Source organism: Bradyrhizobium arachidis, assembly GCF_024758505.1.
GTDB classification, from domain to species: domain Bacteria; phylum Pseudomonadota; class Alphaproteobacteria; order Rhizobiales; family Xanthobacteraceae; genus Bradyrhizobium; species Bradyrhizobium manausense_C.
Map to the genome: position 1 here is coordinate 5281194 of NZ_CP077970.1, position 25206 is coordinate 5306399.

24 protein-coding genes are annotated in these 25206 nt (G+C 63.5%); 5 read left to right on the top strand and 19 right to left on the bottom strand.

Annotated elements, in window-relative coordinates; genetic code table 11:
• The first annotated feature begins 487 nt into the window (after positions 1 to 487).
• The 3 genes from KUF59_RS24470 to KUF59_RS24480 all read left to right on the top strand — a co-directional run bounded on the left by KUF59_RS24470 (position 488) and on the right by KUF59_RS24480 (position 3654).
• A complete protein-coding gene (locus tag KUF59_RS24470; protein ID WP_212459686.1) occupies positions 488 to 2515 on the top strand; it encodes a PAS domain-containing sensor histidine kinase in 2028 nt (675 codons plus the stop codon).
• A complete protein-coding gene (locus tag KUF59_RS24475) occupies positions 2512 to 3183 on the top strand; it encodes a response regulator transcription factor (protein WP_212459685.1) in 672 nt (223 codons plus the stop codon). The genes KUF59_RS24470 and KUF59_RS24475 overlap by 4 nt, the downstream gene beginning before the upstream one ends.
• Before the next feature lie 87 nt (positions 3184 to 3270).
• Entirely contained in the window at positions 3271 to 3654 is a 384-nt protein-coding gene (locus KUF59_RS24480; protein WP_212459684.1) for a response regulator transcription factor, read from the top strand.
• Positions 3655 to 3714: 60 nt separating this feature from the next.
• Here the strand turns inward: KUF59_RS24480 and KUF59_RS24485 are convergent, their stop codons facing one another.
• From KUF59_RS24485 to eno, 17 genes are all read right to left on the bottom strand, one after another.
• Entirely contained in the window at positions 3715 to 4683 is a 969-nt protein-coding gene (locus tag KUF59_RS24485; protein WP_212459683.1) for a tripartite tricarboxylate transporter substrate binding protein BugD, read from the bottom strand.
• An 82-nt stretch (positions 4684 to 4765) separates the two neighbouring features.
• Positions 4766 to 6007 carry a threonine synthase gene (locus KUF59_RS24490; RefSeq protein WP_212459682.1) on the bottom strand — a complete coding sequence of 414 codons (1242 nt, stop codon included), beginning with the start codon at positions 6005 to 6007 and terminating at the stop codon, positions 4766 to 4768.
• A 35-nt stretch (positions 6008 to 6042) separates the two neighbouring features.
• Entirely contained in the window at positions 6043 to 6354 is a 312-nt protein-coding gene (locus KUF59_RS24495; RefSeq protein WP_212459681.1) for a hypothetical protein, read from the bottom strand.
• Positions 6355 to 6368: 14 nt separating this feature from the next.
• On the bottom strand, positions 6369 to 7790 hold the full coding sequence (gene lpdA / locus KUF59_RS24500) for a dihydrolipoyl dehydrogenase (RefSeq protein WP_212459680.1): 1422 nt from the start codon (positions 7788 to 7790) through the stop codon (positions 6369 to 6371).
• Between the two features lie 140 nt (positions 7791 to 7930).
• Positions 7931 to 9277, bottom strand: coding sequence for a pyruvate dehydrogenase complex dihydrolipoamide acetyltransferase (locus KUF59_RS24505; RefSeq protein WP_212459679.1), 1347 nt, complete (start codon positions 9275 to 9277; stop codon positions 7931 to 7933).
• A gap of 43 nt (positions 9278 to 9320) precedes the next feature.
• Positions 9321 to 9626: a DUF5076 domain-containing protein gene (locus tag KUF59_RS24510; protein ID WP_212459678.1), complete on the bottom strand. Its 306-nt coding sequence runs from the start codon at positions 9624 to 9626 to the stop codon at positions 9321 to 9323.
• Between the two features lie 3 nt (positions 9627 to 9629).
• Positions 9630 to 11030, bottom strand: a complete 1401-nt coding sequence (locus tag KUF59_RS24515) for a pyruvate dehydrogenase complex E1 component subunit beta (RefSeq protein WP_212459677.1) — start codon at positions 11028 to 11030, stop codon at positions 9630 to 9632.
• 29 nt (positions 11031 to 11059) lie between these two features.
• Positions 11060 to 12070 carry a pyruvate dehydrogenase (acetyl-transferring) E1 component subunit alpha gene (gene pdhA / locus KUF59_RS24520; protein WP_212459676.1) on the bottom strand — a complete coding sequence of 337 codons (1011 nt, stop codon included), beginning with the start codon at positions 12068 to 12070 and terminating at the stop codon, positions 11060 to 11062.
• Between the two features lie 170 nt (positions 12071 to 12240).
• Positions 12241 to 13629, bottom strand: a complete 1389-nt coding sequence (locus KUF59_RS24525) for a glycerophosphodiester phosphodiesterase family protein (RefSeq protein WP_249140470.1) — start codon at positions 13627 to 13629, stop codon at positions 12241 to 12243.
• A gap of 186 nt (positions 13630 to 13815) precedes the next feature.
• The gene (locus KUF59_RS24530) at positions 13816 to 14160 is read right to left on the bottom strand and encodes a DUF779 domain-containing protein (protein WP_212459675.1); all 345 of its coding nucleotides are present in this window, start codon (positions 14158 to 14160) and stop codon (positions 13816 to 13818) included.
• A 68-nt stretch (positions 14161 to 14228) separates the two neighbouring features.
• Entirely contained in the window at positions 14229 to 15746 is a 1518-nt protein-coding gene (gene adh, locus KUF59_RS24535) for an aldehyde dehydrogenase (protein ID WP_212459674.1), read from the bottom strand.
• 270 nt (positions 15747 to 16016) lie between these two features.
• Positions 16017 to 16976, bottom strand: coding sequence for a GAF domain-containing protein (locus tag KUF59_RS24540; protein WP_212459673.1), 960 nt, complete (start codon positions 16974 to 16976; stop codon positions 16017 to 16019).
• Between the two features lie 216 nt (positions 16977 to 17192).
• Positions 17193 to 17510 carry an FtsB family cell division protein gene (locus tag KUF59_RS24545; RefSeq protein ID WP_212459672.1) on the bottom strand — a complete coding sequence of 106 codons (318 nt, stop codon included), beginning with the start codon at positions 17508 to 17510 and terminating at the stop codon, positions 17193 to 17195.
• A gap of 143 nt (positions 17511 to 17653) precedes the next feature.
• Positions 17654 to 18205, bottom strand: coding sequence for an NADPH-dependent FMN reductase (locus KUF59_RS24550; RefSeq protein WP_212459671.1), 552 nt, complete (start codon positions 18203 to 18205; stop codon positions 17654 to 17656).
• A gap of 179 nt (positions 18206 to 18384) precedes the next feature.
• A complete protein-coding gene (locus tag KUF59_RS24555; RefSeq protein ID WP_212459670.1) occupies positions 18385 to 19380 on the bottom strand; it encodes an MBL fold metallo-hydrolase in 996 nt (331 codons plus the stop codon).
• Positions 19381 to 19491: 111 nt separating this feature from the next.
• Positions 19492 to 20631 carry a zinc-binding dehydrogenase gene (locus tag KUF59_RS24560; RefSeq protein WP_212459669.1) on the bottom strand — a complete coding sequence of 380 codons (1140 nt, stop codon included), beginning with the start codon at positions 20629 to 20631 and terminating at the stop codon, positions 19492 to 19494.
• Positions 20632 to 20664: 33 nt separating this feature from the next.
• The gene (gene eno, locus KUF59_RS24565) at positions 20665 to 21948 is read right to left on the bottom strand and encodes a phosphopyruvate hydratase (protein WP_212459668.1); all 1284 of its coding nucleotides are present in this window, start codon (positions 21946 to 21948) and stop codon (positions 20665 to 20667) included.
• 216 nt (positions 21949 to 22164) lie between these two features.
• On the opposite strand from eno, the gene KUF59_RS24570 reads away from it, so the two are divergent.
• Positions 22165 to 23142, top strand: a complete 978-nt coding sequence (locus KUF59_RS24570; protein WP_212459667.1) for a Vgb family protein — start codon at positions 22165 to 22167, stop codon at positions 23140 to 23142.
• A 49-nt stretch (positions 23143 to 23191) separates the two neighbouring features.
• Entirely contained in the window at positions 23192 to 23644 is a 453-nt protein-coding gene (queF, locus tag KUF59_RS24575) for a preQ(1) synthase (protein ID WP_212459666.1), read from the top strand.
• Between the two features lie 8 nt (positions 23645 to 23652).
• On the opposite strand, the gene KUF59_RS24580 is transcribed toward queF, so the two are convergent.
• Positions 23653 to 23775 carry a hypothetical protein gene (locus KUF59_RS24580; RefSeq protein WP_258767208.1) on the bottom strand — a complete coding sequence of 41 codons (123 nt, stop codon included), beginning with the start codon at positions 23773 to 23775 and terminating at the stop codon, positions 23653 to 23655.
• 312 nt (positions 23776 to 24087) lie between these two features.
• Entirely contained in the window at positions 24088 to 25197 is a 1110-nt protein-coding gene (locus KUF59_RS24585; RefSeq protein WP_212459665.1) for a cyclase family protein, read from the bottom strand.
• Positions 25198 to 25206: the final 9 nt, after the last annotated feature.

The following is a 25206-nucleotide window of genomic DNA, read 5'->3' on the forward strand; positions in this document are numbered from 1 at the left end:
ATCGAGCGTCACACCTCGCGCACAGAAGAAGTGCAGCTCCCGCATCGTAATGATCCGCCAGATCCTCCGGCACGTAAGGGCAGCGGGCGCAGAGCTTGACTCTCATGGGCAGCATCCCGAGCAACGCTGGTGAGACGCCTTTCACCGGGATCCGAGGCTCGCGCCAATCCGCCCGACCCTCGTTTGCGATCGCCGATCGTGGCTCCGCAATCCATTCCTCCCGATTGACGGTGAGGCTACTCCCCACGCAACGGACCGCTCAACTGTACGGAGGTAAACGCGCGCCATGACTAGGGATGGCGACGCTATACTTAGGTTTTCCGTAGTCTTGCGGGGTTTCAGCGGCGTCCGCGCAACGAGACGGCGTACGGCTCGGCCGTTGCACGGCACCCGCGCATTTTCAGGCGGCGGGTGCGCTCGAAAGATTTGCCCGCAATATTGCAAAGTGCTCTACTCGCGTTCGTGCAGCGAGCCGGGGCGCGTCTCGATGATGCCTGGCCAGATCGCGAAATTTGGAAGTACGGCCGCGCAACTCGTGTTCGGCGGCATTGCGGCGCTTCGGTCTCTTCGCGGCGATACGACGAAGAAGCGACGTGTCGAAGAAGTTCCCCGGCAGGATGAAACCGATCTGCGCGAGGCCGTCAAACAATGGCGCGAGGTCTTCGAGCACAATCCGGTCATGTACTTCATGGTCGATCCGGCCGGAACCGTGGTAAACGTCAACACCTTTGGCGCCGAACAGCTCGGCTACACGGCGGCGGAACTGATCGGCCAATCCGTGCTGGGCGTTTTCTTCGAAGAGGACCATGACTTCGTCCGCCGATGCGTTGCGGTCTGCCTCGAGACCGTCGAGCAGTCGCATACCTGGGAAATTCGCAAGATCCGGAAGGACGGCTCGATCCTGTGGGTCCGCGAAAATGCCAAGGCCATGCTGCGCGGCGATGGCGCGCCCATCGTGCTGGTCGCCTGCGAGAACATTACCGAGCGCAAGGAAGCGGAGAACGCGCTGCGGCAAAGCGAAGCCTACCTTGCCCAGGCGCAGGAGCTGAGCCACACCGGCAGCTTCGGGTGGAAGGCCGCGACCGGCGAAATCACCTGGTCGAAGGAGACGTATCGTATCTTCGAATGCGACGAGGGAACGAAGCCCGCGATCCCGTTCATGCTCCAACGCATCCATCCGGAGGACCGGCTCGCCGTGCAGCGGACCACGGGTCGCGCGGTGCGCGAGAGGCAGGACTACGATCACGAATACCGGCTCGTGATGCCTGACGGCTCCGTGAAGCACGTCCGTGCGGTGGCCCGCGCCATACGAGATGCCCGCGGTGGCATGGAGTTCGTCGGTTCGGTGACCGATATCACGGCCACCAAGGAGGCGGAACGCAGGTTTCGCGACAGCGAGCAGCGCTTCCGCGACTATGCCGAGACCGCATCCGACTGGTTCTGGGAGACCGGGCCGGACCATCGGGTTACGCAGATCTCCGAGCATTCCGATTCAGCCGGCATGGCGCCTTCCGGCGTCGTCGGACTGACGCGTTGGGACATTGCACCTGACGCCGACCTCGAGCCGGAAAAGTGGCGGCAGCATCGGGCGGCACTCGACGCCCATGTTCCGTTTCGCGATCTGGTGTACCGGAGCAGGGACCGGAACGGGCATGCGATCTACGTGCGCACCAGCGGCAAGCCGTTCTTCGACACCAATGGCGAGTTCCTTGGCTATCGCGGAGTCTGCACCGATGTGACCGCGGCGATCCGGGCCGACCAGGCCGAAGAAGCGCTGCGCAAAGCGCAAGCCGAGCTCGCCCATGTCACGCGCGTCACGACGCTCGGCGAGTTGACCGCCTCGATCGCCCACGAGATCAACCAGCCTCTCGCCGCCGTCATCGCCAATGCCGATGCCTGCATCTCGTGGCTTGGGCGTGACCCGCCCGACCTGACTGCGGCGCGCCGCTCGGTGCAATGGGTGATCGAGGACGGCAACCGGGCCGGCGACGTCATCCGCCGGGTCAGGGCACTCGCCAGGAAGAGCGACATCGAGATGGTTCCACTCGACATCAATAGCGTCGTCAGGGAAGCGATGGCGCTGGTTCAGCGCGAACTGGCCACGCATGCCGTATCCGTGCGATTGGAGCTGTCCTCCGCACTGCACAGGATTTCGGGCGATCGAATCCAGCTCCAGCAGGTGCTGATCAACCTGGTGATGAACGGGATCGAGGCAATGGAGAGCGTCACCGACAAACCGCGGGAGCTGGCGATCCGCGCGGATGAGGCCGATGAGGATGGCGCGCGCCATTTGCTCCTCACCGTGACAGATTGCGGCGTGGGCTTTTCCGGCGAAACGGCGCAGCGCATGTTCACCCCATTCTTCACGACCAAATCGGGCGGCTTGGGCATGGGCCTGTCGATCTGCCGATCGATCGTGGAAGCGCATGGCGGGCGGCTTTCAGCCTTCGCTGATCAGGGAGGCGGCGCGACGTTTCAGATCATCCTGCCCCTGTGTGAGGAGGCCGTGTCGTGAACCAACGCGACGCGCCATCGCAAGCACAGGCGAGTGCCGACGAGGCGATCGTCTTCATCGTGGACGACGATCCCTCGATGCGCCGGGCGCTCGCCAATCTCTTCGAGTCGGTCGGACTTAAGGTCCAGGCATTCAGCTCCGCACTGGAGATCCTGGAGAGCAAGCTGCCCGAGGTCCCAAGCTGCCTTGTGCTCGACATCCGCCTGCCGGGATCGAGCGGCCTGGATCTCCAGGCGGACCTCGCCAAGGCCAACGTGCATACGCCCATCATCTTCATCACCGGTCATGGCGACATTCCCATGACCGTCAGGGCGATGAAGAGCGGCGCTGTCGACTTCCTGAGTAAACCGGTACGGGAGCAGGACATGCTCGACGCGGTCCAGGCAGCGATCGAACGCGATCGCAAGCGGCGCGATGCCGAGAAGTCGGTTTCGAATGTGCGGTCCCGCTACGAGAGCCTGACGGCGCGCGAGCGCGACGTTCTGGCTCTGGTCGCATCCGGCCTGATGAACAAGCAGGTGGCCGGCGAGCTCGGGCTGGCCGAAATCACGGTCAAGATCTATCGCGGGCAGATCATGCGGAAAATGGCTGCAAGATCATTGGCCGACCTCGTGAGAATGACCGACGCGCTGGAAATTCCGCGCACGAAAGGCGGCGCACAAACCTAAGTATGATTTAAAATCCTTCTCCGCAGGCTCACTTTCCAGCCCAACTTGGAATTCTCGCAGGCTTATCCGGCGTCAGGAGCCCACGCCTTGTCAGCGCCTTCGGTCATTTCCGTGATTGACGACGATCCCTACGTTCGGGCCGCGATGAACAATATGCTCAAGTCGCGCGGATATTTCGTTCACACGTTCCCTTCCGCCGAGGAATTTCTGCTTTCAGCCGTGCTGAATGACACGTCGTGCGTGATCACAGACGTGCAGATGTCGAAAATGAGCGGATTTGACCTGATGACAGAGATGCGGGGCCGAGGCGTGCTGACGCCGTTCATCTTCATCACGGGCTTTCCCGATGAGGCCGTCCACGCGCGCGCGCTCAAGGGGGGAGCCAGCTTCCTGCCCAAGCCCTTTTCGACCTCAGCCCTGATCAAATGCCTCGAAACCGCGTTGGAGGATCGCGGAAAAGCGAGCGCATGATGCGGCGCAATGGAAAACGCCATGCGCCTCTGATCCCTCCGCGCAGGCCGCGGGCCTGCCTCACTCCATCTTGATGTTCGCCGCCTTGATCATCGGCCACCATTTGGCGATTTCGGCCTTCTGACGCGCGCCGAGCGCTTCGGGCGTGAGCTGGTCCTGCGGCGTCATCTCGAGGCCGAGGTTCTCCATCTGCTTCTTCACGCCGGGATTGCTCAGCGCCTCGACGGCGGCGGCGTTGAGCTTGGTGACGATCTCTTTCGGCGTGCCCTTCGGCACCCACATTCCCGACCACAGCGTCATGGTAAAACCCTTCAACCCCGCCTCCTGCGCGGTCGGAATCTCCGGCGCCGACACCAGCCGCTTCTCGTCGCTGATGGCATAGGCGCGGATCGTGCCGGCGCGGACCTGGTTGATCGAGTTGGAGGTCTGGTCGACGATGACGTCGATCTGGCCGGCGATGAGGTCGTTCAGCGCCGGACCCGTGCCGCGATACGGCACGTATTGCAGCTTGATGCCGGCGGCGCTCTCGAAATAGACGCCGGCGATGTGGCTGCCGGAGCCCGCGCCGGCCGTGCCCGCAGTCGCCGGCGACGGACGCGACTTGAGCCAGGCAATCAGCTCGATCAGCGATGTCGCCGGCACCGCGTTCTTGCTGACGACAATCATCGGATTGCTCGGCAGCAGCACCACGGGCACGAGGTCGGCGACGAGATCGTAATTGAGCTTGTAGACGGCACCGTTAGCGACATGGGTGCCGAGATGGCCGAAAGAGATGGTGTAGCCGTCCGGCGGCGACTGCACGGCGCGCCCGACCCCGATCGAGCCGCCGGCGCCGGTGACATTCTCGACCAGCACCGCCTGCCCCAGCGTGACCTTCATCCGTTCGGCGAGGATGCGCGCCATCGCATCCGACGGACCGCCGGCCGAGAACGGCACGATGATGGTGATGTTGCGCGAGGGAAAACTATCGGCATGCGCGGCGCCGGCAAACGCGAGAACGGCAACCAAGGCAGCCCAAACGGCTTTCATTGTTCTTCCTCCCGGCGGCATCATTCTTATTGCCCTCCCCCCGCGCGCCGGGGAGAGGGATCGTTGGTGACGTACTGCCGCGCTAGAACTGCGAATAATCGATCGGCTTGTGGCGGTCGAGCGTGCGGGTGACCGGCGGCAGCGGATATTTGAGGCCGGTCGCGCAATTGAACAGCATCACGCGATCGTTCCTGGTGACGCGGCCGTCGGCGAGACTCTCTTTGTAGGCGGCGTAGGTGGCGGCGCCTTCGGGGCAGAGCAACAGCCCCTCCTCGCGCGCAACCTCGTTCAGCGCCGACGAGATCTTGTCGTCATCGACCGCGATGGCAAAGCCCTTGCTCTCGCGCACCGCGCGCAGGATCAGGAAGTCGCCGATCGCCTGCGGCACGCGGATGCCTGAGGCGATCGTGTGCGCATCCTCCCAACGCGTGGCGTGCTCGGTGCCGGCGTCATAGGCGCGCACCATCGGCGCGCAGCCCGACGCCTGCACCGCGACCATGCGCGGACGCTTCGCGCCGATGAAGCCGATCTTCTCGAGCTCGTCAAACGCCTTCCACATGCCGATCAGGCCGGTGCCGCCGCCGGTCGGATAAAAGATCACATCCGGCACGTCCCAGCCGAGCTGCTCGGCGAGCTCCAGGCCCATCGTCTTCTTGCCCTCGATGCGGTACGGCTCCTTCAGCGTCGAGGTGTCGAACCAGCCGACCTTGGCCTTGCCCTCGCCGACGATCTTGCCGCAATCATCGATATAGCCGTTGACGCGGTAGACGGTCGCGCCCTGAAGCTCGATCTCGCTGACATTCACCTCGGGCGTATCGGCCGGGCAGAAGATCGTGGTCTTGATGCCGCAGCTCGTTGCGTAGGCGGCAAGCGCCGCACCGGCATTGCCGTTGGTCGGCATCGCCATGTGCTTGATGCCGAGCGCCTTGCCCATCGACACCGCCATCACGAGGCCGCGCGCCTTGAACGAGCCGGTCGGCAGTCGTCCCTCGTCCTTGACGATGATCTCGCCGCCGCCGAGCTTTTGCGACAGTTTTGGCAGCCGGATCAGCGGCGTCGTGACCTCGCCGAGCGAGACGATGTCCTTGCATTTGCGCACCGGCAGCAGCTCGCGGTAGCGCCACATGTCGGCGGGACGATTTTTCAGCGCGTCCTTGGTCAGCGCCTTCTTCACGCCCGCGAGGTCGTAGCGTACGAGCAGCGGCTTGCCGGCCTTGGAGAGGTTGTGGACCTGGTCGGCCGCGTAATGGTCGCCCTCCATCGCGCATTCCAGATGCGTGACGAAGGTCGGGCGTTCGATGGTGAGATTGTCGTTGTCTTTCACAACTGTTCTTTCTTGGTGAGGTTGAAGCCTAATTCTCAATATGATCCGCCGCGCGGGGTTCGGCCAGCAGCATCGGGATACTTTGCATCGACCGCGATGTTATCGTCCCTGCACAGGCCCGAGTAGCCCCACATAAGCAAGCGGTCGCCGGGACCGGCGCGCGATTCCAAGTGACGCACAAATTCATCATAGTCGTCGAAGATTAACATCAGAGGAGCCGCACTCCCTGCATACAATCGGTGTTCCAGAATAATCGGTTCCCGTTCCAGCATATTCCGGACCTTGGTCAGCAACTCCGGCGCAAGGATATTTACGCCTGCCTCTGACCAATCATCTTGAGCCGTCATTGCAGAGTTCTACGCTAGATATTCAACACCCTTCCATAAGCATCCAGCACGGCTTCCTTCATCATCTCCGACAGCGTCGGATGCGGGAAGACCGTGTGCATCAGCTCTTCTTCCGTCGTCTCCAGGTTCATCGCAACGACATAGCCCTGGATCAGTTCCGTCACCTCGGCGCCGATCATGTGCGCGCCCAGGAGCTGACCGGTCTTCTTGTCGAAGATCACCTTGACCAGGCCCTGGTCCTCGCCGAGCGCAATCGCCTTGCCGTTGCCGACGAAGGGGAAACGGCCGACGCGGATCTCGCGGCCGTTCTCTTTGGCCTTGGCTTCGGTCAGGCCCACGGAGGCGACCTGCGGATGGCAATAGGTGCAGCCCGGGATCATGTTCTTGTCCATGGGATGCGGATGCAGGCCCTTGATCGCTTCGACGCAGATCACGCCCTCATGCTCGGCCTTGTGCGCCAGCATGGGGGGACCTGCGACGTCGCCGATGGCGTAGATGCCGGGCACGTTGGTCTTGCAGAGGCCGTCGATGACGACGACGCCGCGATCGGTTTTGACGCCCAGCTTTTCGAGGCCGAGATTCTCGATATTGCCGACCACGCCGACGGCCGAGATCACGCGCTCGAACTCGGTCGTGACAGGCTTACCCTTGCCGTCGTCGATGGTGGCAACGACGCTGTCGGCCTTCTTGTCGAGTTTTGTCACCTTGGTCGAGGACATGATCTTGATGCCCATCTTCTCAAAACGCTTGCGCGCAAGACCTGCGATCTCGGCGTCCTCGACGGGCAGGATCTGCGGCAGCACCTCGACCACGGTGACGTCGCTTCCCATGGTGTGGAAAAAGGACGCGAACTCGATGCCGATGGCGCCGGAGCCGACGACGAGGAGCGACTTCGGGATACGGTCAGGCACCATCGCCTCGAAGTAGGTCCAGACCAGCTTCTTGTCGGGCTCGAGCCCCGGCAGCACGCGCGGCCGCGCGCCGGTCGCGATGATGATGTGTTTGGCCTGATAGCTCCCCTCGCCCAGCGTCCCCTTCGGCGCCTCGACGTCGGACTTCTTCACGGTGACCTTGCCGGGCGCGTCGATCGAGGCGGCACCCCAGATCACCGAGACCTTGTTCTTCTTCATCAAAAAGCCGACGCCATCATTCAGCCGCTTGGAGACGCCGCGCGAGCGCTGCACCACGGCCTTCGGATCGAACGAGATCTTTTCCGCCGACAGGCCGTAATCCTTGGCGTGCTGCATGTAATGATAGATCTCGGCCGAACGCAGCAATGCCTTGGTCGGGATACAGCCCCAGTTCAGGCAGATGCCGCCGAGATACGACTTCTCGACGATCGCGACCTTGAAGCCGAGCTGGGCGGCGCGGATCGCGGTGACGTAACCGCCGGGACCGGAGCCGATGATGATGATATCGAAGGATGTGTCGGCCATGCTGTACGCTCGTTCTCGCTCCAACCGGCCTTAACGTTCGAGACCGTCATTGCGAGGAGCTCTTGCGACGAAGCAATCCAGTCTGCCGGTCACGTCCTGGATTGCTTCGCTTCGCTCGCAACGACGACGCGATTTTCTCGTCAAACCATCATCATGACGGGGTTTTCGATGAGCTGCTTGAACGCGCCGATCAGCTCGGCACCGAGCGCGCCGTCGATGGCGCGGTGATCGCAGGACAGGGTCACGCTCATCATGTGCGCGATCTCGATCTTGCCGCCCCGCACGACGGGACGCTCCTCGCTTGTCCCGACCGCGAGGATGGTCGCGTGCGGCGGGTTAATCACGGCGGTGAAGTCTTTGATGCCGAACATGCCGAGGTTGGAGACGGCGGTGGTGCCACCCTGATATTCCTCGGGCTTCAATTTGCGGGAACGCGCGCGCGTCGCAAAATCCTTCATCTCGTTGGAGATGGTGGACAGCGTCTTGGTCTCCGCCTTGCGGATGATCGGCGTGATCAGGCCGCCGGGCATCGCGACCGCAACGCCGACGTCGGAATGGTGGTGCTTGACCATGCCGGACTCGGTCCAGCTCACATTGCAGTTCGGGATCTTCTGCAGCGCGACCGCCATTGCCTTGATGACGAAGTCGTTGACCGAGATCTTGTAGAGCGGCTTCTTCTCCTTGTCCTTCGGAGCGGCCGCATTGATCTCCTCGCGCGCGACCATCAGCTTGCCGATGTCGCAGTCGATGGTGAGATAGAAATGCGGGACGTTCTGGATCGACGCGGTCAACCGCTGCGCGATGGTCCGGCGCATGCCGTCATGCGGGATGATGTCGTAGGAGCCGGGCTCGAACAGCGAAAGGATCTGCTTGTCCGACATGGTCGGGGCGATCGAGGGCGCGCCTGACGGCGCAGCTGCCGGCGCCTTCAGGCCCTTGCCGGTCTTCGCCTGCTCGACGTCGCGGGCCACCACGCGGCCGTGCGGGCCGGTGCCGGTAACCATGGAAATCTGGATGCCGGCGTCCTTGGCAAGCCGGCGCGCGAGCGGCGATGAGAATACGCGGCCGCCCTGCCCATTTGCCTGCGCAGCGGGAGCGGCGGCTGGCGCCGGAGCGGCGGCAGCAGCCGGTGCAGCCTTCGGCGCTGCCGGCACGGGTGCGGGCGCAGCCGCCGGAGCCTCGGCCGCCTTGGGCGGCGCGGCGGATGCGCTGGGCTTCGCAGCACCGGCGGCCTTCACGTCCTCACCCTCGCCCGCGAGCACGGCGATCACGTCGTTGACCGGCACGTCCTGCGTGCCTTCGGGCACCAGGATCTTTGCGATCGTGCCTTCGTCGATCGCCTCGACCTCCATGGTGGCCTTGTCGGTCTCGATCTCGGCAATGACGTCGCCGGATTTGACCTTGTCGCCTTCCTTCTTCAGCCACTTGGCGAGGTTGCCCTTCTCCATGGTCGGCGAGAGAGCGGGCATCAGGATGTTGATGGGCATGCTGACCTCACGAAAAACTTTTCAAAGCGTTGATTGCCACGCGTCAGTGACCCTTCTGTCCGCGCGGTGTGGTGGTGCCGAGATCGGTCGGCCGTTGGATTTCCGCCTCGAACATTTCGAGGATGCGGCTCAGCGCCTCTTCCTCGGTGTATTCGCTCTCGCGCGCATAGGCGCGCGCGGCGTGGCGGGCGAGATCGACCAGCAGCAGGCCCCACATGTCGGGCTCCTCAAAAGCCCGCTGGAACGCCATCGACAGTCCGCCGTCGAGCACGAACACGCGCAGGATCTCGATCGCATCCTCGCGGGCCATGACGTCGGGCGGCAGTGGCTGCTCCTTGGGCCCTGCCATGGTCTACCTGTAGCAGACGGCTTTGGCGGCCTCGACGACTTCGGCCGCCGACGGCAGCGCGAGCTTTTCCAGGTTCGCGGCATAGGGCATCGGAACGTCCTTGCCCGACACACGCGTGACCGGTGCGTCGAGATAGTCGAAGGCGTGCTCCATGATGCGCGCGGCGATCTCGGCGCCGACGCCGCTCTGCGCCCAGCCCTCCTCGACCGTGACGGCGCGGCCGGTCTTCTTCACCGAGTTGATGATCGTTTCGGTATCCATCGGCCGCAGCGTGCGCAGGTCGATCACCTCGGCCTCGATACCGTCCTTGGCGAGCTCGTCGGCGGCCTTCAGCGCATAGGTCATGCCGTTCGACCAGGAGATGATGGTGACGTGGCCGCCGGTGCGCACGATGCGCGCCTTGCCGATCGGGATCACATAGTCGTCGAGCTTCGGCACTTCGCCGGTATGGCCGTAAAGCACCTCGTTCTCGAGGAAGATCACCGGATTGGGATCGCGGATCGCGGCCTTGAGCAGGCCCTTGTAATCGGCTGCCGAGAACGGCGCGATCACTTTCAGGCCCGGAATGTTCGAGTACCAGGACGCGTAATCCTGGCTGTGCTGCGCGGCGACGCGGGCTGCAGCACCATTCGGACCGCGGAACACGATCGAGCAGCCCATCTGGCCACCCGACATATAGAGCGTCTTGGCGGCGGAGTTGATGATCTGGTCGATCGCCTGCATGGCGAAGTTGAACGTCATGAACTCGACGATCGGCTTCAAGCCGGTCATGGCGGCGCCGACGCCGACGCCAGCAAAACCGTGTTCCGTGATCGGCGTGTCGATGACACGCTTGGCGCCGAATTCCTGCAGCAGGCCCTGCGTGACCTTGTAGGCGCCCTGATATTCAGCGACCTCTTCACCCATGACAAAGACGTCCGGGTCGCGGCGCATCTCCTCGGCCATCGCGTCGCGCAGCGCTTCACGAATCGTCTGCGTCACCATCGCGGTGCCAGCGGGCACTTCGGGATCGGGCTCGGCGACGGCCTGCGGCGCCGCAGCGGCCTTCGGCGCCGAGATCATCGGCTTGCCTTCGCCGACCGGCGAGCGGGATTCGGCGACTTCCTGCGCGACGCTCGGCGCGGCCGGCGCCGGCGCCTTGGCGAGATCGGCGGCCGTCTCGCCATCGGCGAGGATTGTCGCAATCGGCGTGTTCACGGCAACGTCGGCGGTGCCTTCCGGGATCAGGATCTTGCCGAGCGTCCCCTCATCGGTCGCCTCGACCTCCATGGTCGCCTTGTCGGTCTCGATCTCGGCGATGACATCGCCTGACTTGATCGTCTCGCCCTCTTTCTTCAGCCATTTGGCGAGGTTGCCCTTTTCCATCGTGGGCGACAACGCGGGCATCAGCACTTGAATTGGCATATCGACTCCAAAAGAAAGCTTGCGCGCGATTAGCGGTAGACATCGGTCCAGAGCTCGGCGGCATCCGGCTCGGGATCATGCTGGGCGAAGTCGGCGGAGGCGTTGACGATGTCGCGCACCTCGGCGTCGATCGCCTTGAGGTCGGCCTCGCTGACCTTCGCCGCCAGCAGGCGGTTGCGTACCTGCTCGATCGGGTCCTGGTCGTGGCGGACTTTTTCGACTTCCTCGCGCGTTCGGTACTTCGCGGGGTCGGACATCGAGTGGCCGCGGTAGCGATAGGTCTGCATTTCCAGGATGAAGGGGCCCTTGCCGGCGCGGCACCAGGCGACCGCCTCGTCGCCCGCGGCCTTCACCGCGCGGACGTCCATGCCGTCGACCTGCTTGCCGGGGATATTGAAGGACGCACCACGCTTTGAGAAATCCTGCTGAGCGGATGCGCGGGACACCGCCGTACCCATGGCGTAGCGGTTGTTCTCGATGACGTAGATCACCGGCAGCTTCCAGAGCTCCGCCATGTTGAAGCTCTCATAGACCTGGCCCTGGTTCGCCGCACCGTCGCCGAAATAGGCGACGCTGACATTGTCGTTGCCGCGATAATGGTTGGCGAAGGCAAGCCCGGTGCCGAGCGAGACCTGTGCACCGACGATGCCGTGACCGCCGTAAAACTGCTTCTCCATGCTGAACATGTGCATGGAGCCGCCCTTGCCCTTGGAATAGCCGCCGCGGCGGCCGGTGAGCTCGGCCATCACGCCGTTGGCGTCCATGCCGCAGGCGAGCATGTGGCCATGGTCGCGGTAGCCGGTGATGACCTGATCGCCTTGCTTCAGCGCCATCTGCATACCAACTACCACGGCCTCCTGGCCGATATAGAGGTGGCAGAAACCGCCGATCGCACCCATGCCGTAGAGCTGGCCCGCCTTCTCCTCGAAACGGCGGATCAGGAGCATGTCCCGAAGCGCCTTGAGTTCCTGTTCTTTGGTGAATTCCGGAGGAGAGCTGCCGTTGGTCTTGTCAGCGGCGGCTTTTTTGGGTGAGGCCATGGGAATTCCGGGTCAGAGAAAACTAAGCCCTCTCTAACCCAACTCAAACGCCGGTGAAAGCACCGCAGCGCAGGCATGCAACTTTCATTATGCCGCAGTGCAGCGTGCCCGAAATTTTGCAAAATCTTTTGCGCCGATCCGGCAACAATTGCTCTCCCGCGAATCCGGCCTCACCAGCCGAGCTCACGCAGATAGGCTGCACGGGCGCCGACACCGGTGTGTGTAAAGTCGGTGAAGACCCCATCCACGCCCAGACGGAAGAATTTGAGATATTCAAGGCTGGGATCACCGTGATAGTCGGCTGCCAGATACTTCCTCTCGTTGCGGAAGGTGAAGACATGCACGAACAGGCCAAGCTTGTGAGCGTCGGCAACAAGGCTGGTTGCTTCCTGCGTCGAAGCCTCCAGCGTTGATCCCTTGTAGGGACCGCCATCGGCATTGTTGTCCTTCCACGGCGAAATCTTCAGCGGAACGATATAAGGCTTCCAGGGACCAATGCCGTCGGCATAGGTCTTGATCTCCGCGAGGCCCTCAGGGGTCACCATCGCATCGTACCAGCGCGCATCACCCGAAGCCGTCCAGTCGAACGGACGGGAGCTGGTGATGTCGTTAAGGAGGACCTTGCCGGTCTTGAAGTCGACGCCGTTGCCGTCGATGAGCTGGACCTGCCGCGTCTGAAGGCCACGGCTGCGCATATATTTCAGGCTGCTGGGCTCGAAGCTCTGAACAATGACGGGGGCATCCTTCGCGTTGAGGCCGTTGTCCTGGATGATCTTGATCAGAGCATCCTCGAACGGGTGGCTGCCGGATGCGCCGCAGCCATTCGCGATCGCCTGGGCGTTGTTCCAGGTCGGATTCTTGGTTTCCGGATAGACGGCGATGGGACGCCCCGTCTCCTTGCTCTTGGCCTTGGCGATGTCGATGACTTCCTGGAAGCTGATGATCGGGAACTTGCCGTTGAAGACCTTCGGCCTTTCGTTCGCCGCATCATAGGTCGTACCGGCAATCCAGTCCTTCAACTCGGCCATGGTGAAGTCGGTAATCGACCAGTCATTGGTGTGGTTTTCGCCGTCGACGATCAGCGATTTCAGCACCGATTTGGGGTCGGCCGGATCGGTGAGATCGGTGAGGTATTCAGCCGGCCCACTGCCGGGAGATTTTACCTTGACGAGCACACCGGGCACGGTGCGCTTGCGGGCCGCAACCGCCGCATTGGTCTTCGCCACCTCGGCAATGTTGGTGTTGTCGGCGAGCCAAGGGTTGTGACGCACCACCAGGACGCAGTCCTTGGTCAGGTGCAGGTCCTCTTCGAGTGCGTCGGTTCCCAGCGCTGCCGCAAGGTCATACGCAGGCTCCGTCTCTTCAGGCACCAGCCCCGGCACGCCGCGATGTCCGAGGATCAGTGGCGCCTTTCCGTCAAGGGTCAGGAAGTGCTTGGCGCCGGCGGGCAGCGGGCTGGTCTGTGCGCGGGCCATCGCTGGTGGGAAGAACGCCAAAGCTGCCGCGCCGAACAGGAGCGCGCCAATATGCATCTTCCGTCGCGAACGATCGCTCGTCATGGCCAGGCCTCCATTTTTTGCGCGGCATCTGTTGCGTAGCGTCGCTTCGAACGCCACGAGCGCCGGGCTGATCAAGGCCGGCGCTCGTGTCTTCTTGTCGCAATTCTCTGACGGGCGGATGACGGCGGGCGCGCAGACGATCTTTCCCCACTGCGGCGCGCGCGAAACCGCAGCGCCGCGGCGAATCTATTCGGCGCCGCCGCGCGAACAGATTCGTGACCGCGTCAGGAACCTCCGCTCCCGTCCATTGTCCAAGGAGAACATGCCGCCCCGTCCCGGAACGACGTCGATGATCAGGTCGGTATGCTTCCAGACCTCGTATTGCGGTCCGCTGATATAGACCGGCATGCCGCCGATGTGACCGAGCAGCACGTCGTGCTCGCCGATGAGAAACTCGCCGGCCGGATAGCACATCGGCGAGGAGCCGTCGCAACAGCCGCCGGATTGGTGAAACAGGACGGGGCCGTGATCAGCACAGATTTCGGCCAGGAGCTTCAGAGCAGCCTCCGTTGCGCTGACCTTGTCGTGCATGAGCCGTGCCCCGCCAGTCCAGAGCGGCGCAATGGGAGAAGATTTTTGCGCCGCCCTGATTGCAACGATCAGAAGAAGCCGAGCTTCTTCGGGCTGTAGCTGACCAGGAGGTTCTTGGTCTGCTGGTAATGATCGAGCATCATCTTGTGGGTTTCGCGTCCGATACCAGACTGCTTGTAGCCGCCGAACGCCGCATGCGCGGGATAGGCGTGGTAGCAGTTGGTCCAGACGCGGCCCGCCTGGATGGCGCGGCCGAAGCGGTAGCAACGGTTGGCATCGCGGCTCCAGACACCGGCGCCGAGGCCGTAGAGCGTGTCGTTGGCGATCGACAGCGCCTCTTCGTCGGTCTTGAAGGTCGTGACCGAGACGACGGGCCCAAAGATCTCCTCCTGGAAGATCCGCATCTTGTTGTGGCCGTGGAAGACGGTCGGCTGGACGTAGAAACCGCTGGCGAGATCGCCGGACAGGCTGGCGCGCCCGCCGCCGGCCAGAACCTTGGCACCCTCTTGCTTGCCGATGTCGATATAGGAAAGAATTTTCTCCAACTGCTCGCTGGAAGCCTGTGCACCGATCATGGTGGCGGCATCACGCGGGTCGCCCTGCACGATGGCGGCCACGCGCTTCAGCGCCCGTTCCATGAAGCGGTCGTAGATGGCCTCGTGGACCAGCGCCCGGCTCGGGCAGGTGCAGACCTCGCCCTGGTTCAGCGCGAACATGACGAAGCCCTCGATCGCCTTGTCGAAGAAATCGTCGTCCTCAGCGGTGACGTCCTTGAAGAAGATGTTCGGCGACTTGCCGCCGAGTTCGAGCGTGACCGGGATCAGGTTCTGGCTGGCATATTGCATGATCAGCCGGCCCGTCGTGGTCTCGCCGGTGAACGCGATCTTGGCGATCCGCTTGCTGGAGGCGAGCGGCTTGCCGGCTTCGAGGCCAAAGCCGTTGACGACGTTGAGGACACCGGGCGGCAGGAGGTCGCCGACGATCTCGGCCCAGACCATGATCGAGGCCGGGGTCTGCTCGGCCGGCTTGAGCACGACGCAATTGCCGGCGGCGATCGCGGGCGCAAGCTTCCAGCAGGCCATCAGCAGCGGGAAGTTCCAGGGGATGATCTGACCGACCACACCGAGCGGCTCGTGGAAATGATAGGCGACGGTGTCGTCATCGATTTCGCCGATGGTGCCTTCCTGCCCGCGCACGACGCCGGCGAAGTAGCGAAAGTGGTCGATGGCGAGCGGCAGGTCGGCGGCGCGGGTCTCGCGGATCGGCTTGCCGTTGTCCCAGGTTTCGGCGATCGCGAGCCGCTCCAGATTCGCCTCCATGCGGTCGGCGATCTTGTTGAGGATGACCGAGCGTTCCGCCGCGCTCGTGCGTCCCCAGGCGTGCTTGGCCGCATGCGCCGCGTCGAGGGCTGCCTCGATATCCTGCTCATCGGAGCGGGCGATCTGGCACACGACCTTTCCGGTCACCGGCGAGGTGTTGTCAAAATACTTGCCTGCTTTCGGCGCAACGAATTTGCCGCCGATGAAATTGTCATAGCGCCCGGCAAAGGGATTCTGGCTGACGTTGAGGAATTCGACCTTGTTCATGTTCACTCCCGGTGTTGCTGTGTGAGCAATTCGTCGCGGGCGTTTCGCCTCCGTGCGACTTGCAATGAAAATGTCGCGGAAGATGTTTTCTGTCAGCCCGGGCGGGAGCGACGGTGCGGCCGACCTGTCGCAGAACTGCGACAGGTGATGCGGCTACACGCACTTATCCTCACGCTGAGGAGCGCTCTTGCACGCGTCTCGAAGAATGGCCGCGGGTGGCGGCCTCCTCGCATGGACGGCTGATGATGTAGGTGGAAGGCAGGCGAATGATCAGTGCGCGCGCAGCTCGAACCGCTTGAGCTTGCGATGGAGCGTGGCGCGGCTGACGCCGAGCGCCTTGGCGGCCGCCGAAACGTTGCCGCCCGCGCGCAACAGCGCCCGCTGCACGACGGCGCGCTGACCGCCGGCAAGGTGGTCGCACGCCGTATCGGCGCCGAACAGATCGGCTGCGGGCACCGGCTGCCACGGGCGGCCGGGCGCGATCCCAAGTCCGACCCGGGCGGATCGGGTCGCGCCTATCACGAGATCGTCGGCATCGACGGCCACGAGGCCACCCTGCCCCTCCGCCGACGGCGCCAGCACGATGCGGGCATTGGCAAAGGCACGGCGGAACAGGTCGGCCTCGATGCGCCGCGCGGCTTCGCCCGCGGCCAGTGCAATCAAATTCGAAAATGCGTCGGTGCGATCGGCGCGGCAGGAGGAGACGTCGAGCACGCCGGCCAGCGCCGCCTCATGGTCGTAGATCGGCACGGCAGTGCAGCTCAACAGCGTGTTGCGCGTGAAGAAGTGCTGGTCGCGGTCGATGGTCAGCGGCCGCTGCTCGACCAGGCAAGTGCCGATGCCGTTCGTGCCTTCATGCTCCTCGCTCCACAGCGCGCCCGTCCACAGGCCCCAGGATTGGAACGTCGCGTCATCGGCCGGCGTGCCGCGACGATCGACCGGAATGCCCTCACCGTCGGCGAGCAGCACGCAGCAGCCCGCAGCGCCGACCGCCTGATAGAGCCGGTCCATCGCGCCCTGCGCGGCCGCAAGCAGCGGCGCGATGCGTTCGCGCGCATAGAAGAGCTCGGCGTCGGTGAGCCGGGTCGATGGCCGGTGGCCGGAAGGATCGAGGTGATGCAAACGGGAGGAACGGCACCACGACGCCACAAGCGCGGAACGTGCCGCCTGGCCCGACGCAATAGCGGCCTCAACGCGAGCCGCGTGATGCTGGTGCATTTGCCCATTCATCACTGTTTCCTCCGAAAGGCAGTCTAGGTCGTGCCGGCGCCGCCAAGTTGATCTGCGTCAACTCCGGATGACGGCGCCTGTGAAGCCATGAACCCGGCGCGCGGCCGCCGTCAAGACGCGAGGGCCCCCGCGGGTACCGACCTTCGGCATAGACGGAACAATCGCCGCCGGCTTCGCCCGGCGGCTTTCGACTTCGGTTTCGGAAGGCGTGAGGCGTTAGTTCTGGTTGATCATCCGAACCAGATCGTGCGGGTTGACATATTGGAGCTGGTAGCGCGCCCGCTCGTCCAGCATGTCGGGGTCGATCTTGTCCGCGCGCAGCAGCGACACCCGCTGCTCGCCCTCGGCCCGCTCCCGCTTTAGCCGCGCCAGCTCGGAGGTCAGGGCGATGATCTCCTGGTCGAGCTCCTGCCGAGCGTTCAGGCCGTATTTGCCGGTATAGGCGTTGATGCCGAAATAGCCGACGATCGCTGCCGCAATCGTGTAAAGGGCAAGGCCGGTTAGAATCGATTTGAGGCGGGCACGGGTGACCATAACAGCCAAGATCGAACAGGTCGGTTAACGGAGTGCTAATTCAACACACGTCGTCATTCCGGGGCGGCTCGAAGAGCCGAACCCGGAATCTCGAGATTCCGGGTTCGATGCCCTGCATCGCCCCGGAATAACCTCAGAAAAGCTCAGCCCTGGTTCTTCGCCACATGCGCGGCGAAGGCGTCGATGTACTGCTGGAGCACGGTCTTCAGCGCGTCCTTGGTCAGGTTGCCGGCCGCGTCGAAGGCGTCGCCGACGCCGTTGAGGTAGACCTCCGGCTGCTGCAGGATCGGGCCGGCGATGCCGGGCAGGATGTTCTGCAGATGCTTGGCCGCGCTGACGCCGCCGAGCGGTCCCGGCGAGTTGGAGACGATGCCGACCGGCTTGCCGAGGAATGAGCTCTTGCCGTAGGGGCGCGAGGCGACGTCGATGGCGTTCTTGAGCACGCCCGGAATCGAGCGATTGTATTCTGGGGTGACGAACAGCACGCCGTTCGACTTCTGAAGCTTTTCGCGGAACGCGAGCCAGTCGGCGGGCGGTGCGCCCTCGAGGTCCTGGTTGAAGAACGAGATGCCCGCAGGCGTGACGACCTCGAGCGAGAGCGAGCTCGGCGCGAGCTTTGCGAAGGCGTTGGCGATCTTCAGCGAAAAGCTTTCCTTGCGCAGGCTGCCGACGATCGTGACGATGTGATGGGCCATTTGTGTCCTCAAACTCCAGCGGAATACCGGTGAGGCACATAAGCCATCCCGGCCAATGGATGCAAGTGCATGGACCGACACGTTTTGGAAACGCAGCGTTTCCCGAAAACGAACCTCCCCCAAAACGATCAGGCCGCCAAATGGCGGCCTGATGCCTCATATGGCGATCGCGCTTCCGCTCAGAGCGTCGGATTCCAGAGCGAGGGGATGAGGCGATATTTGGCGCCGTCCTTCTCGACATGGCCGACCGAGGGGAAGGTGAAGTGGAAGCCGACGACGGTCGCCTTCTCCGCCGCCGCCATATCGTAGAACTTGTGGCGGGTCGCCTGCGCCATGGCGGGATCGTTGTCGAACACCACGTGCCAGTCCGGATTGCGCAGGAAGAACTCCGGAATGTTGGTCACATCAGACTGGATCAGGACCTTGGCATCGCCGGATGCCACCGCAAAGGACGTGTGGCCGGGCGTATGACCGGGCGTCGCGATCGAGGTGATGCCGGGCGCGACCTCCTTGCCCCATTCGTACTTCGTCACCTTGGACTCCAGACCGGCAAAGGTCTTCTTCACGTTGGCGAAGTAGTTCTTCATCATGTCGTTCGGAGCCTTGGCCGCATTCTCCTCGCTCGCCCAGAACTCCCAATCCTTCACCGGCACCATGATCTCGGCATTCGGGAAGGCAAGGCCGCCGTCGGCGAGACGGATGCCGTTGGTGTGGTCGGGATGCAGATGCGAGAGCAGCACGACGTCGATGCTCTTGGGATCGACGCCCGCTGCCGCCAGGTTCTGAAGCGTGCGGCCGACTGCGCCCTTGCTCGCTTCGAAATTGGCCGCGCCATTGCCGCTGTCGATCAGGACGAGCTTGCTGCCTGTGTTGATGAGCTGCGGATTGAACGGCACGGTGACCATGCCCTTCGGCATGTAGGCGGCATCGCCGGCGGCGAGCGCCTCTTCCTTCGGCACGTTGGTCACGAATTTGTCGGGCATCGGGAACGTGCGTGCGCCGTCATTGATCGAGGTGCACTCGAACGAGCCAACCTTGTAGCGATAGAAGCCCGGCGCCTGAATGCCGCTTTGCGGCACTGCGGCACTGGCGGGCGTCGTTCCCAACCGCGTGATCGCGGCTGCGCCGAGCGCCGCAGCGCCCGCAAGCATGTGACGGCGATTCAGTTCGATCATGGGCTTGTCCCCTTCTGAGCATTGCGGTTTTCCCGCTTTCAATTGCGGCGCGAATGTTGTTCCGCTTCGCTCAGAAGGCAAGCCCTCTTTTGGATCATGCCCTGCCGGACATCACGAAGATTTATTTGGGTTGATAAGGAATTTTTCGCCGGTCGCGCGTTTGCCGTACACGGCGATGTTGGCGAGATCGAGCGTTTCCGGCAGCGACACCACGCGGGTGTAGTGGCTGGCGAAGGTGGTCTTGAGCTCGGAGGCCACGCGCTGGCGCAGCCGGCCGATCTCGGCTGGGCCGATCTTCTGCAGGAACGGCGTGAGCAGCCAGCCGCCGACGCCCCAGGTCAGGCCGAAGGAGCGGCTGAGCTCGGTCGGACGGGTGTCGAGGGCGCCGTAGATGTAGACCTGCTTGTACACGTTCGAGCCGTAGCGGCTGTACTCTTTGGCGGTCTTGTTGGCCGCGACCTCCATCGCCGTGAGGATCTGGCTCGCAAGCTTGCCGCCGCCGATGGCGTCGAAGGCGATCGTGGCGCCGGTCTCCACCAGCGCATTGGTGAGATCGTCCAGGAAGCTGGCTGCGGTGGAATCGACGACGTATTTGGCGCCGATCTTGTGCAGGATGTCGGCCTGCTCCTTGCTGCGCACGATGTTGACGAGGCCGATGCCGTCCTTGATGCAGATCTTGTTGAGCATTTGGCCGAGGTTCGAAGCCGCCGCGGTATGCACCAGCGCCTTGTGGTTCTCCCGCCGCATCGTCTCGGTCATGCCGAGCGCGGTCAGCGGATTGACGAACCACGACGCGCCGTCGGCCGCCGTCGTGCCGGGCGGCAGCTCCATGACGTCGCGGACCTTGAGGACGCGGTATTGCGTGTACATCGCACCACCGATCATCGAGACCATCTTGCCCATCAGCGCTTTTGCGGCGTCCGATGATCCGGTCTCGATGACAGTGCCGGCGCCTTCGTTGCCGACCGGCAGCGACTGATCGAGCCGCGCGGCCATCATCCGCATCGCGGCCTCCGGCATCTTTGCGGTGACCACGGGCTGATCCTTGGTGCCGGACACCTGCGCGGCCGACATGTCGGCGGGGCCGATCAAGAGCCCGAGGTCGGACGGGTTGATCGGCGTCGCCTCGACGCGGACCACGACCTCGTCATCGGCCGGCTCCGGCGTCGGCACGCTCACCAGGGACAATTCGAGTTCGCCGCTATTCTTGAGCAGCGAACGCAGTTGCAGTCCGCTGTTGCCGTCGCTCATGTGGATCCTCCCTGGTGCTTGTTTTGTCGTCGTTTACGCCAGCGCCTTCAGCGCCGACTTGCCGGCGTAGAGTGCCTGCTTGCCGAGCTGCTGCTCGATGCGCAGGAGCTGGTTGTATTTAGCGGTGCGATCGGAGCGTGCAAGGGAGCCGGTCTTGATCTGCCCGCAATTGGTGGCGACCGCGAGATCGGCGATGGTGGAATCCTCGGTCTCGCCGGACCGGTGCGACATGACCGAGGTGTAGCCGGCCTTGTGCGCCATCTCGACGGCGGCGAGCGTCTCGGTCAGCGTGCCGATCTGGTTGACCTTGATCAGGATCGAGTTGGCACGGCCGGCCTTGATGCCCTCGGAGAGGCGCTTGACGTTGGTGACGAAGAGATCGTCGCCGACGAGCTGGCACTTCTTGCCGATGAGATCGGTCAGCTCCTTCCAGCCATCCATGTCGTCTTCCGACATGCCATCCTCGATGGTGACGATCGGATAGCGCGCGACGAGGTCGGCGAGATACTTTGCCTGCTCCGAGATCGAGCGCGTCTTGCCCTCGCCTTCGTAGACGTATTTGCCGTCCTTGAAGAACTCGGTCGAGGCGCAGTCGAGCCCGATCATGACATCACCACCCGCCTTGTAGCCGGCCTTGTTGATGGCGTTCATGACGAACTCCAGCGCCGCGTCCGCCGACGGCAGGTTCGGCGCAAAGCCGCCCTCGTCGCCGACATTGGTGTTGTGGCCGGCCTTCTTCAGCTCGGACTTCAGCGTGTGGAAGATTTCAGCGCCGCAGCGCAGGCCTTCGGCAAAGCTCTTGGCACCGACCGGCAGGATCATGAACTCCTGAAAATCGATCGGATTGTCGGCGTGCACGCCGCCATTGATGATGTTCATCATCGGCACCGGCAGCACGCGGGCCGAGGTGCCGCCGACATAACGATAGAGCGGCATGTCGAGCGAGTTGGCGGCGGCCTTGGCGCAGGCCAGCGACACGCCGAGGATGGCGTTGGCGCCGAGACGGCTCTTGTTCGGTGTGCCGTCGAGGTCGATCATGATCTGGTCGATCTGGACCTGGTGCTCGGCATCGATGCCGCTGAGCGCCTCAAAGATCTCGCCATTGACGGCGCCGACCGCCTTTTGAACGCCCTTGCCGACATAGCGGGCCTTGTCACCGTCGCGCAGCTCCACCGCCTCATGGGCACCGGTGGAGGCGCCGGAGGGCACCGCGGCGCGGCCGAGCGAACCGTCCTCCAGCACGACGTCAACCTCGACGGTGGGATTGCCACGGCTGTCCAGGATTTCGCGGCCGATGATGTCGACAATGGCGGTCATATTGCGCTTCCGTTCGTTTGAGGCAGGTCTTTTGAAGAGACAGGTCTTTTGAAGTCGTGTGGGGCGGATCGTTTCGCCGCGGGTCTTACACGGAGAGCAAGCAAATGTGAACGCTTAGCCTGCGCCCCTCGCCTGACGGGTGAAGAGCGCAGGTTTATGCTTTCACCCGGTTGATCTGCGTGTCGAACCGCAAACTGAAACAGTCGGGGTAACGCAATGAATCGCCGCCAGTTTCTCGTCTCCGGCGCCGCCCTCCTCGCGGTTCGGCCAGGCTTTGCCCAGGAAGGCCCGTTCCGGACAAAATACTACCCGATCAGCGCCGGCATTGGCCTGCACGACCTCACCCCCGCCCCCGACGGCACGGTCTGGTTCACGGCCCAGGGCAAGGGCATGCTGGGCAAGCTCGATCCCAGGGACGGCTCGCATAGGACGGTCAGCCTTGGTCAGGGCGCAGCCCCCCACGGTGTGACCATCGGGCCGGACGGCGCGCCCTGGATCACCGAGGGCGGCCAGAACGCAATCGCGCGGGTCGACCCTGATGACCTCAAGGTCTCCCTGTTCCGCCTGCCCGAAAAATTCGCTGCCGCCAACCTCAATACCGGCGTATTCGACAAGGCCGGCACCTACTGGTTCACCGGCCAGTCCGGCTACTACGGCCGGCTCGAGCCAAAGTCCGGCGCGATGGACGTGTTCAAGGCGCCGAAGGGCGTCGGCCCTTATGGCATCACCGTGACGCCCAAGGGCGACATCTGGTACGCCTCGCTCGCCGGCAGCTACATCGGCAAGATCGATCTTGCGACCGGCAATGCCACCGTCGTTCAGCCGCCCACGCCGAGCCAGGGCGCGCGGCGGGTGTGGTCGGATTCCAAGGGCCGGATCTGGGTCAGCGAGTGGAATAGCGGACATGTGTCGGTGCACGATCCCGCCGACAGCTCCTGGAAAAGCTGGAAGCTACCGGGCGAACGTCCCCGCACCTACGCGGTCTTCGTCGACGACAAGGACAAGGTCTGGCTGACGGACTTCTCAGCCAATGCGATCGTGCGGTTCGACCCCGGGACGGAGAATTTCACGAGCTTCCCGAGCGACCGCGCCAATGCCAACGTCCGCCAGCTCGACGGCCGCCCCGGTGAGCTCTGGGGCTGCGAGTCCGGCAACGACCGGATCGTCCTGATCCAGACGATTGCCTCGGGTTGACGGCAGCCATCGCTTACGTCCATGTCAGCGCGACAAAGGACGACAAACGATGGCGAAAAAATCCCTCCAGCTCGGCCGCGCGGTGGAATGGCCGCATACGCCGGAAGAAGCCCAGCTCGACCGCGTGCCCAATCCGCAGAAGGGTACCGACTATCTGGTGCGTTTCACCGTGCCCGAATTCACCTCGCTCTGCCCGGTCACGGGCCAGCCGGATTTCGCGCATCTGATGATCGACTACGCACCCGGCCAGTGGCTGCTGGAGTCGAAGTCGCTGAAACTCTACATCGCGAGCTTTCGCAATCACGGCGCCTTCCACGAGGATTGCACCGTGATGATCGGCAAGCGCATCACTACCGAGATCAAGCCAAAGTGGTTGCGCATCGGTGGCTACTGGTATCCGCGCGGCGGCATCCCGATCGACGTGTTCTGGCAAACCGGCAGGGTGCCGAAGGGCCTCTGGGTGCCGGAGCAAGGCGTCGCGCCCTATCGCGGGCGGGGTTAAGCCGTCCGTCAGACGAGGGCCAGGGCCAGAAGCCCCGAGCAGAGCAGCGCAACGCCTGCCAGCGCCACCGCAAGAAAGCCGAAAGAGGTGAATTCTTCACGCATGATGACAAACCGGGCCGCCGTGCTCACCAGGCGCCAATCATGACGAGCGTAGCGATGCTCGCGGCGGAGAAACTCAGAATAACAATTGGTGCGGCAAGACTCTCATGGAACCACATGTCGCTTCTCCCTCAATGGGACTAGCAACGGAGAGTAAGCCGCCCGTGCTTTGATGCGATGTCGTTGCGCTCGCAAAATGGCTTCGTCCCGGCGCGCTGGTACTTCGCCGGAACATGAACGACGAAACGACTTCACGGCGTCGCGAGTGCGATTGCCCCGACTGGACCAGATTGTCGCAGGTGCGTGGGCGGCAGGTCCGCCCACGCAGCCAGTGCTCCCTGATCACGTGATCGCGATCGGACAGCCATTGCTTCCCGTGGCGCCCTTGATGGGCGCCGGGGTGAAGGAATAGACGAACTGATACTTCTTGTCGGCGATCAGATCGTCGAAGATCAGGTTCTCGTGGTTGTGAATGCCATGCTTGGTTTGCAATTCGGCATGAACCACGAAGGCGAGCGACTTGTCGGGATTGGGCACCACCTCGACCGCCCATGTATCGGCGGCCGTGAGCGCGAGGTCCTTCTCGATCACCCATTTCGCGGCGTCGAGGCCGATGCCCGGCTCTCCACTGTTGAAGCGATCATTGTTCTTCATCCAGAGCGAGCCCCAGCCGGTGTGAAACATGATGGCGTCTCCCGGCTTGATGTCGCTCTCGGCGATGTTCTGCTTCGCCAGCGCCGCCTTGATGTCGGCCGAGGTGATCTCCTGGCCGGCATCCATCATCCCGCCCTTGAGCGCGACCATGTCAATGAGATGGGCGCGGGTGAAGATGGGCTTGAGCTTTTCAACGCCGAGCTTCTTCAGACCGTAGGCGTCACTGATCTCCTGGGCGGTGAAGCCGTTGTAGAACCGCATCTCGCTCCTGTCGCCGTCCTTGCCCATCTGGATGCCGATATGGCCGAGGCCGTCGAACTGCGTGCCGGTCTGGCCGATCTCGGTGGCGAGAAACTCGTCGTGATACACCAGCTTGTTGTCGCCGAACGGCCCGCCGGTCGGTCCGCCGGGAATGCGTAGCGAGAACGCGCGCGCGCCGAAAAGCGGCATACCCTGCTCATAGACGCGGCCGATCTTGTAGATCTTGCCGTCCTTGATCCACTTCGCCGCGTCGAGCACCTTCGCGGGCGTCATGTGGTTCGATGCACCTGACTCGTCATCCTTGCCCCATTTCGACGGCCACCATGGCTTGTCGACGCCCTTGGGCATCGAGACTGCCGTCTGTGCCTGCGCCTCGGTGATCGGCGCGAGCGAAAACTTGCCGTGCATCGACCCCGCGAGCGCAGCGCCCGCCGCGCCGGCGAGGCCCGCCGTGCGAAGCAGGGTTCGGCGATCAGTCGTCGCCATCCCGCCTTTCTCGTCGTCTCCCTTGATTTCGTCTCCCTTGATTTGGTCCATCGCTTCCTC

Coding starts and splice junctions, on each gene's coding strand:
- KUF59_RS24560 (WP_212459669.1), bottom strand. CDS start 20,631: ATGAGCGACGGCAACAGCGGACTGCAACTGCGTTCGCTGCTCAAGAAT.
- KUF59_RS24485 (WP_212459683.1), bottom strand. CDS start 4,683: ATGAAAGCCGTTTGGGCTGCCTTGGTTGCCGTTCTCGCGTTTGCCGGC.
- lpdA (WP_212459680.1), bottom strand. CDS start 7,790: ATGGCCGACACATCCTTCGATATCATCATCATCGGCTCCGGTCCCGGC.
- KUF59_RS24550 (WP_212459671.1), bottom strand. CDS start 18,205: ATGGCCCATCACATCGTCACGATCGTCGGCAGCCTGCGCAAGGAAAGC.
- KUF59_RS24545 (WP_212459672.1), bottom strand. CDS start 17,510: ATGGTCACCCGTGCCCGCCTCAAATCGATTCTAACCGGCCTTGCCCTT.
- KUF59_RS24510 (WP_212459678.1), bottom strand. CDS start 9,626: ATGGCAGGGCCCAAGGAGCAGCCACTGCCGCCCGACGTCATGGCCCGC.
- eno (WP_212459668.1), bottom strand. CDS start 21,948: ATGACCGCCATTGTCGACATCATCGGCCGCGAAATCCTGGACAGCCGT.
- KUF59_RS24570 (WP_212459667.1), top strand. CDS start 22,165: ATGAATCGCCGCCAGTTTCTCGTCTCCGGCGCCGCCCTCCTCGCGGTT.
- KUF59_RS24515 (WP_212459677.1), bottom strand. CDS start 11,030: ATGCCAATTCAAGTGCTGATGCCCGCGTTGTCGCCCACGATGGAAAAG.
- KUF59_RS24525 (WP_249140470.1), bottom strand. CDS start 13,629: ATGACGAGCGATCGTTCGCGACGGAAGATGCATATTGGCGCGCTCCTG.
- KUF59_RS24505 (WP_212459679.1), bottom strand. CDS start 9,277: ATGCCCATCAACATCCTGATGCCCGCTCTCTCGCCGACCATGGAGAAG.
- queF (WP_212459666.1), top strand. CDS start 23,192: ATGGCGAAAAAATCCCTCCAGCTCGGCCGCGCGGTGGAATGGCCGCAT.
- KUF59_RS24585 (WP_212459665.1), bottom strand. CDS start 25,197: ATGGACCAAATCAAGGGAGACGAAATCAAGGGAGACGACGAGAAAGGC.
- pdhA (WP_212459676.1), bottom strand. CDS start 12,070: ATGGCCTCACCCAAAAAAGCCGCCGCTGACAAGACCAACGGCAGCTCT.
- adh (WP_212459674.1), bottom strand. CDS start 15,746: ATGAACAAGGTCGAATTCCTCAACGTCAGCCAGAATCCCTTTGCCGGG.
- KUF59_RS24540 (WP_212459673.1), bottom strand. CDS start 16,976: ATGAATGGGCAAATGCACCAGCATCACGCGGCTCGCGTTGAGGCCGCT.
- KUF59_RS24470 (WP_212459686.1), top strand. CDS start 488: ATGATGCCTGGCCAGATCGCGAAATTTGGAAGTACGGCCGCGCAACTC.
- KUF59_RS24495 (WP_212459681.1), bottom strand. CDS start 6,354: ATGACGGCTCAAGATGATTGGTCAGAGGCAGGCGTAAATATCCTTGCG.
- KUF59_RS24555 (WP_212459670.1), bottom strand. CDS start 19,380: ATGATCGAACTGAATCGCCGTCACATGCTTGCGGGCGCTGCGGCGCTC.
- KUF59_RS24530 (WP_212459675.1), bottom strand. CDS start 14,160: ATGCACGACAAGGTCAGCGCAACGGAGGCTGCTCTGAAGCTCCTGGCC.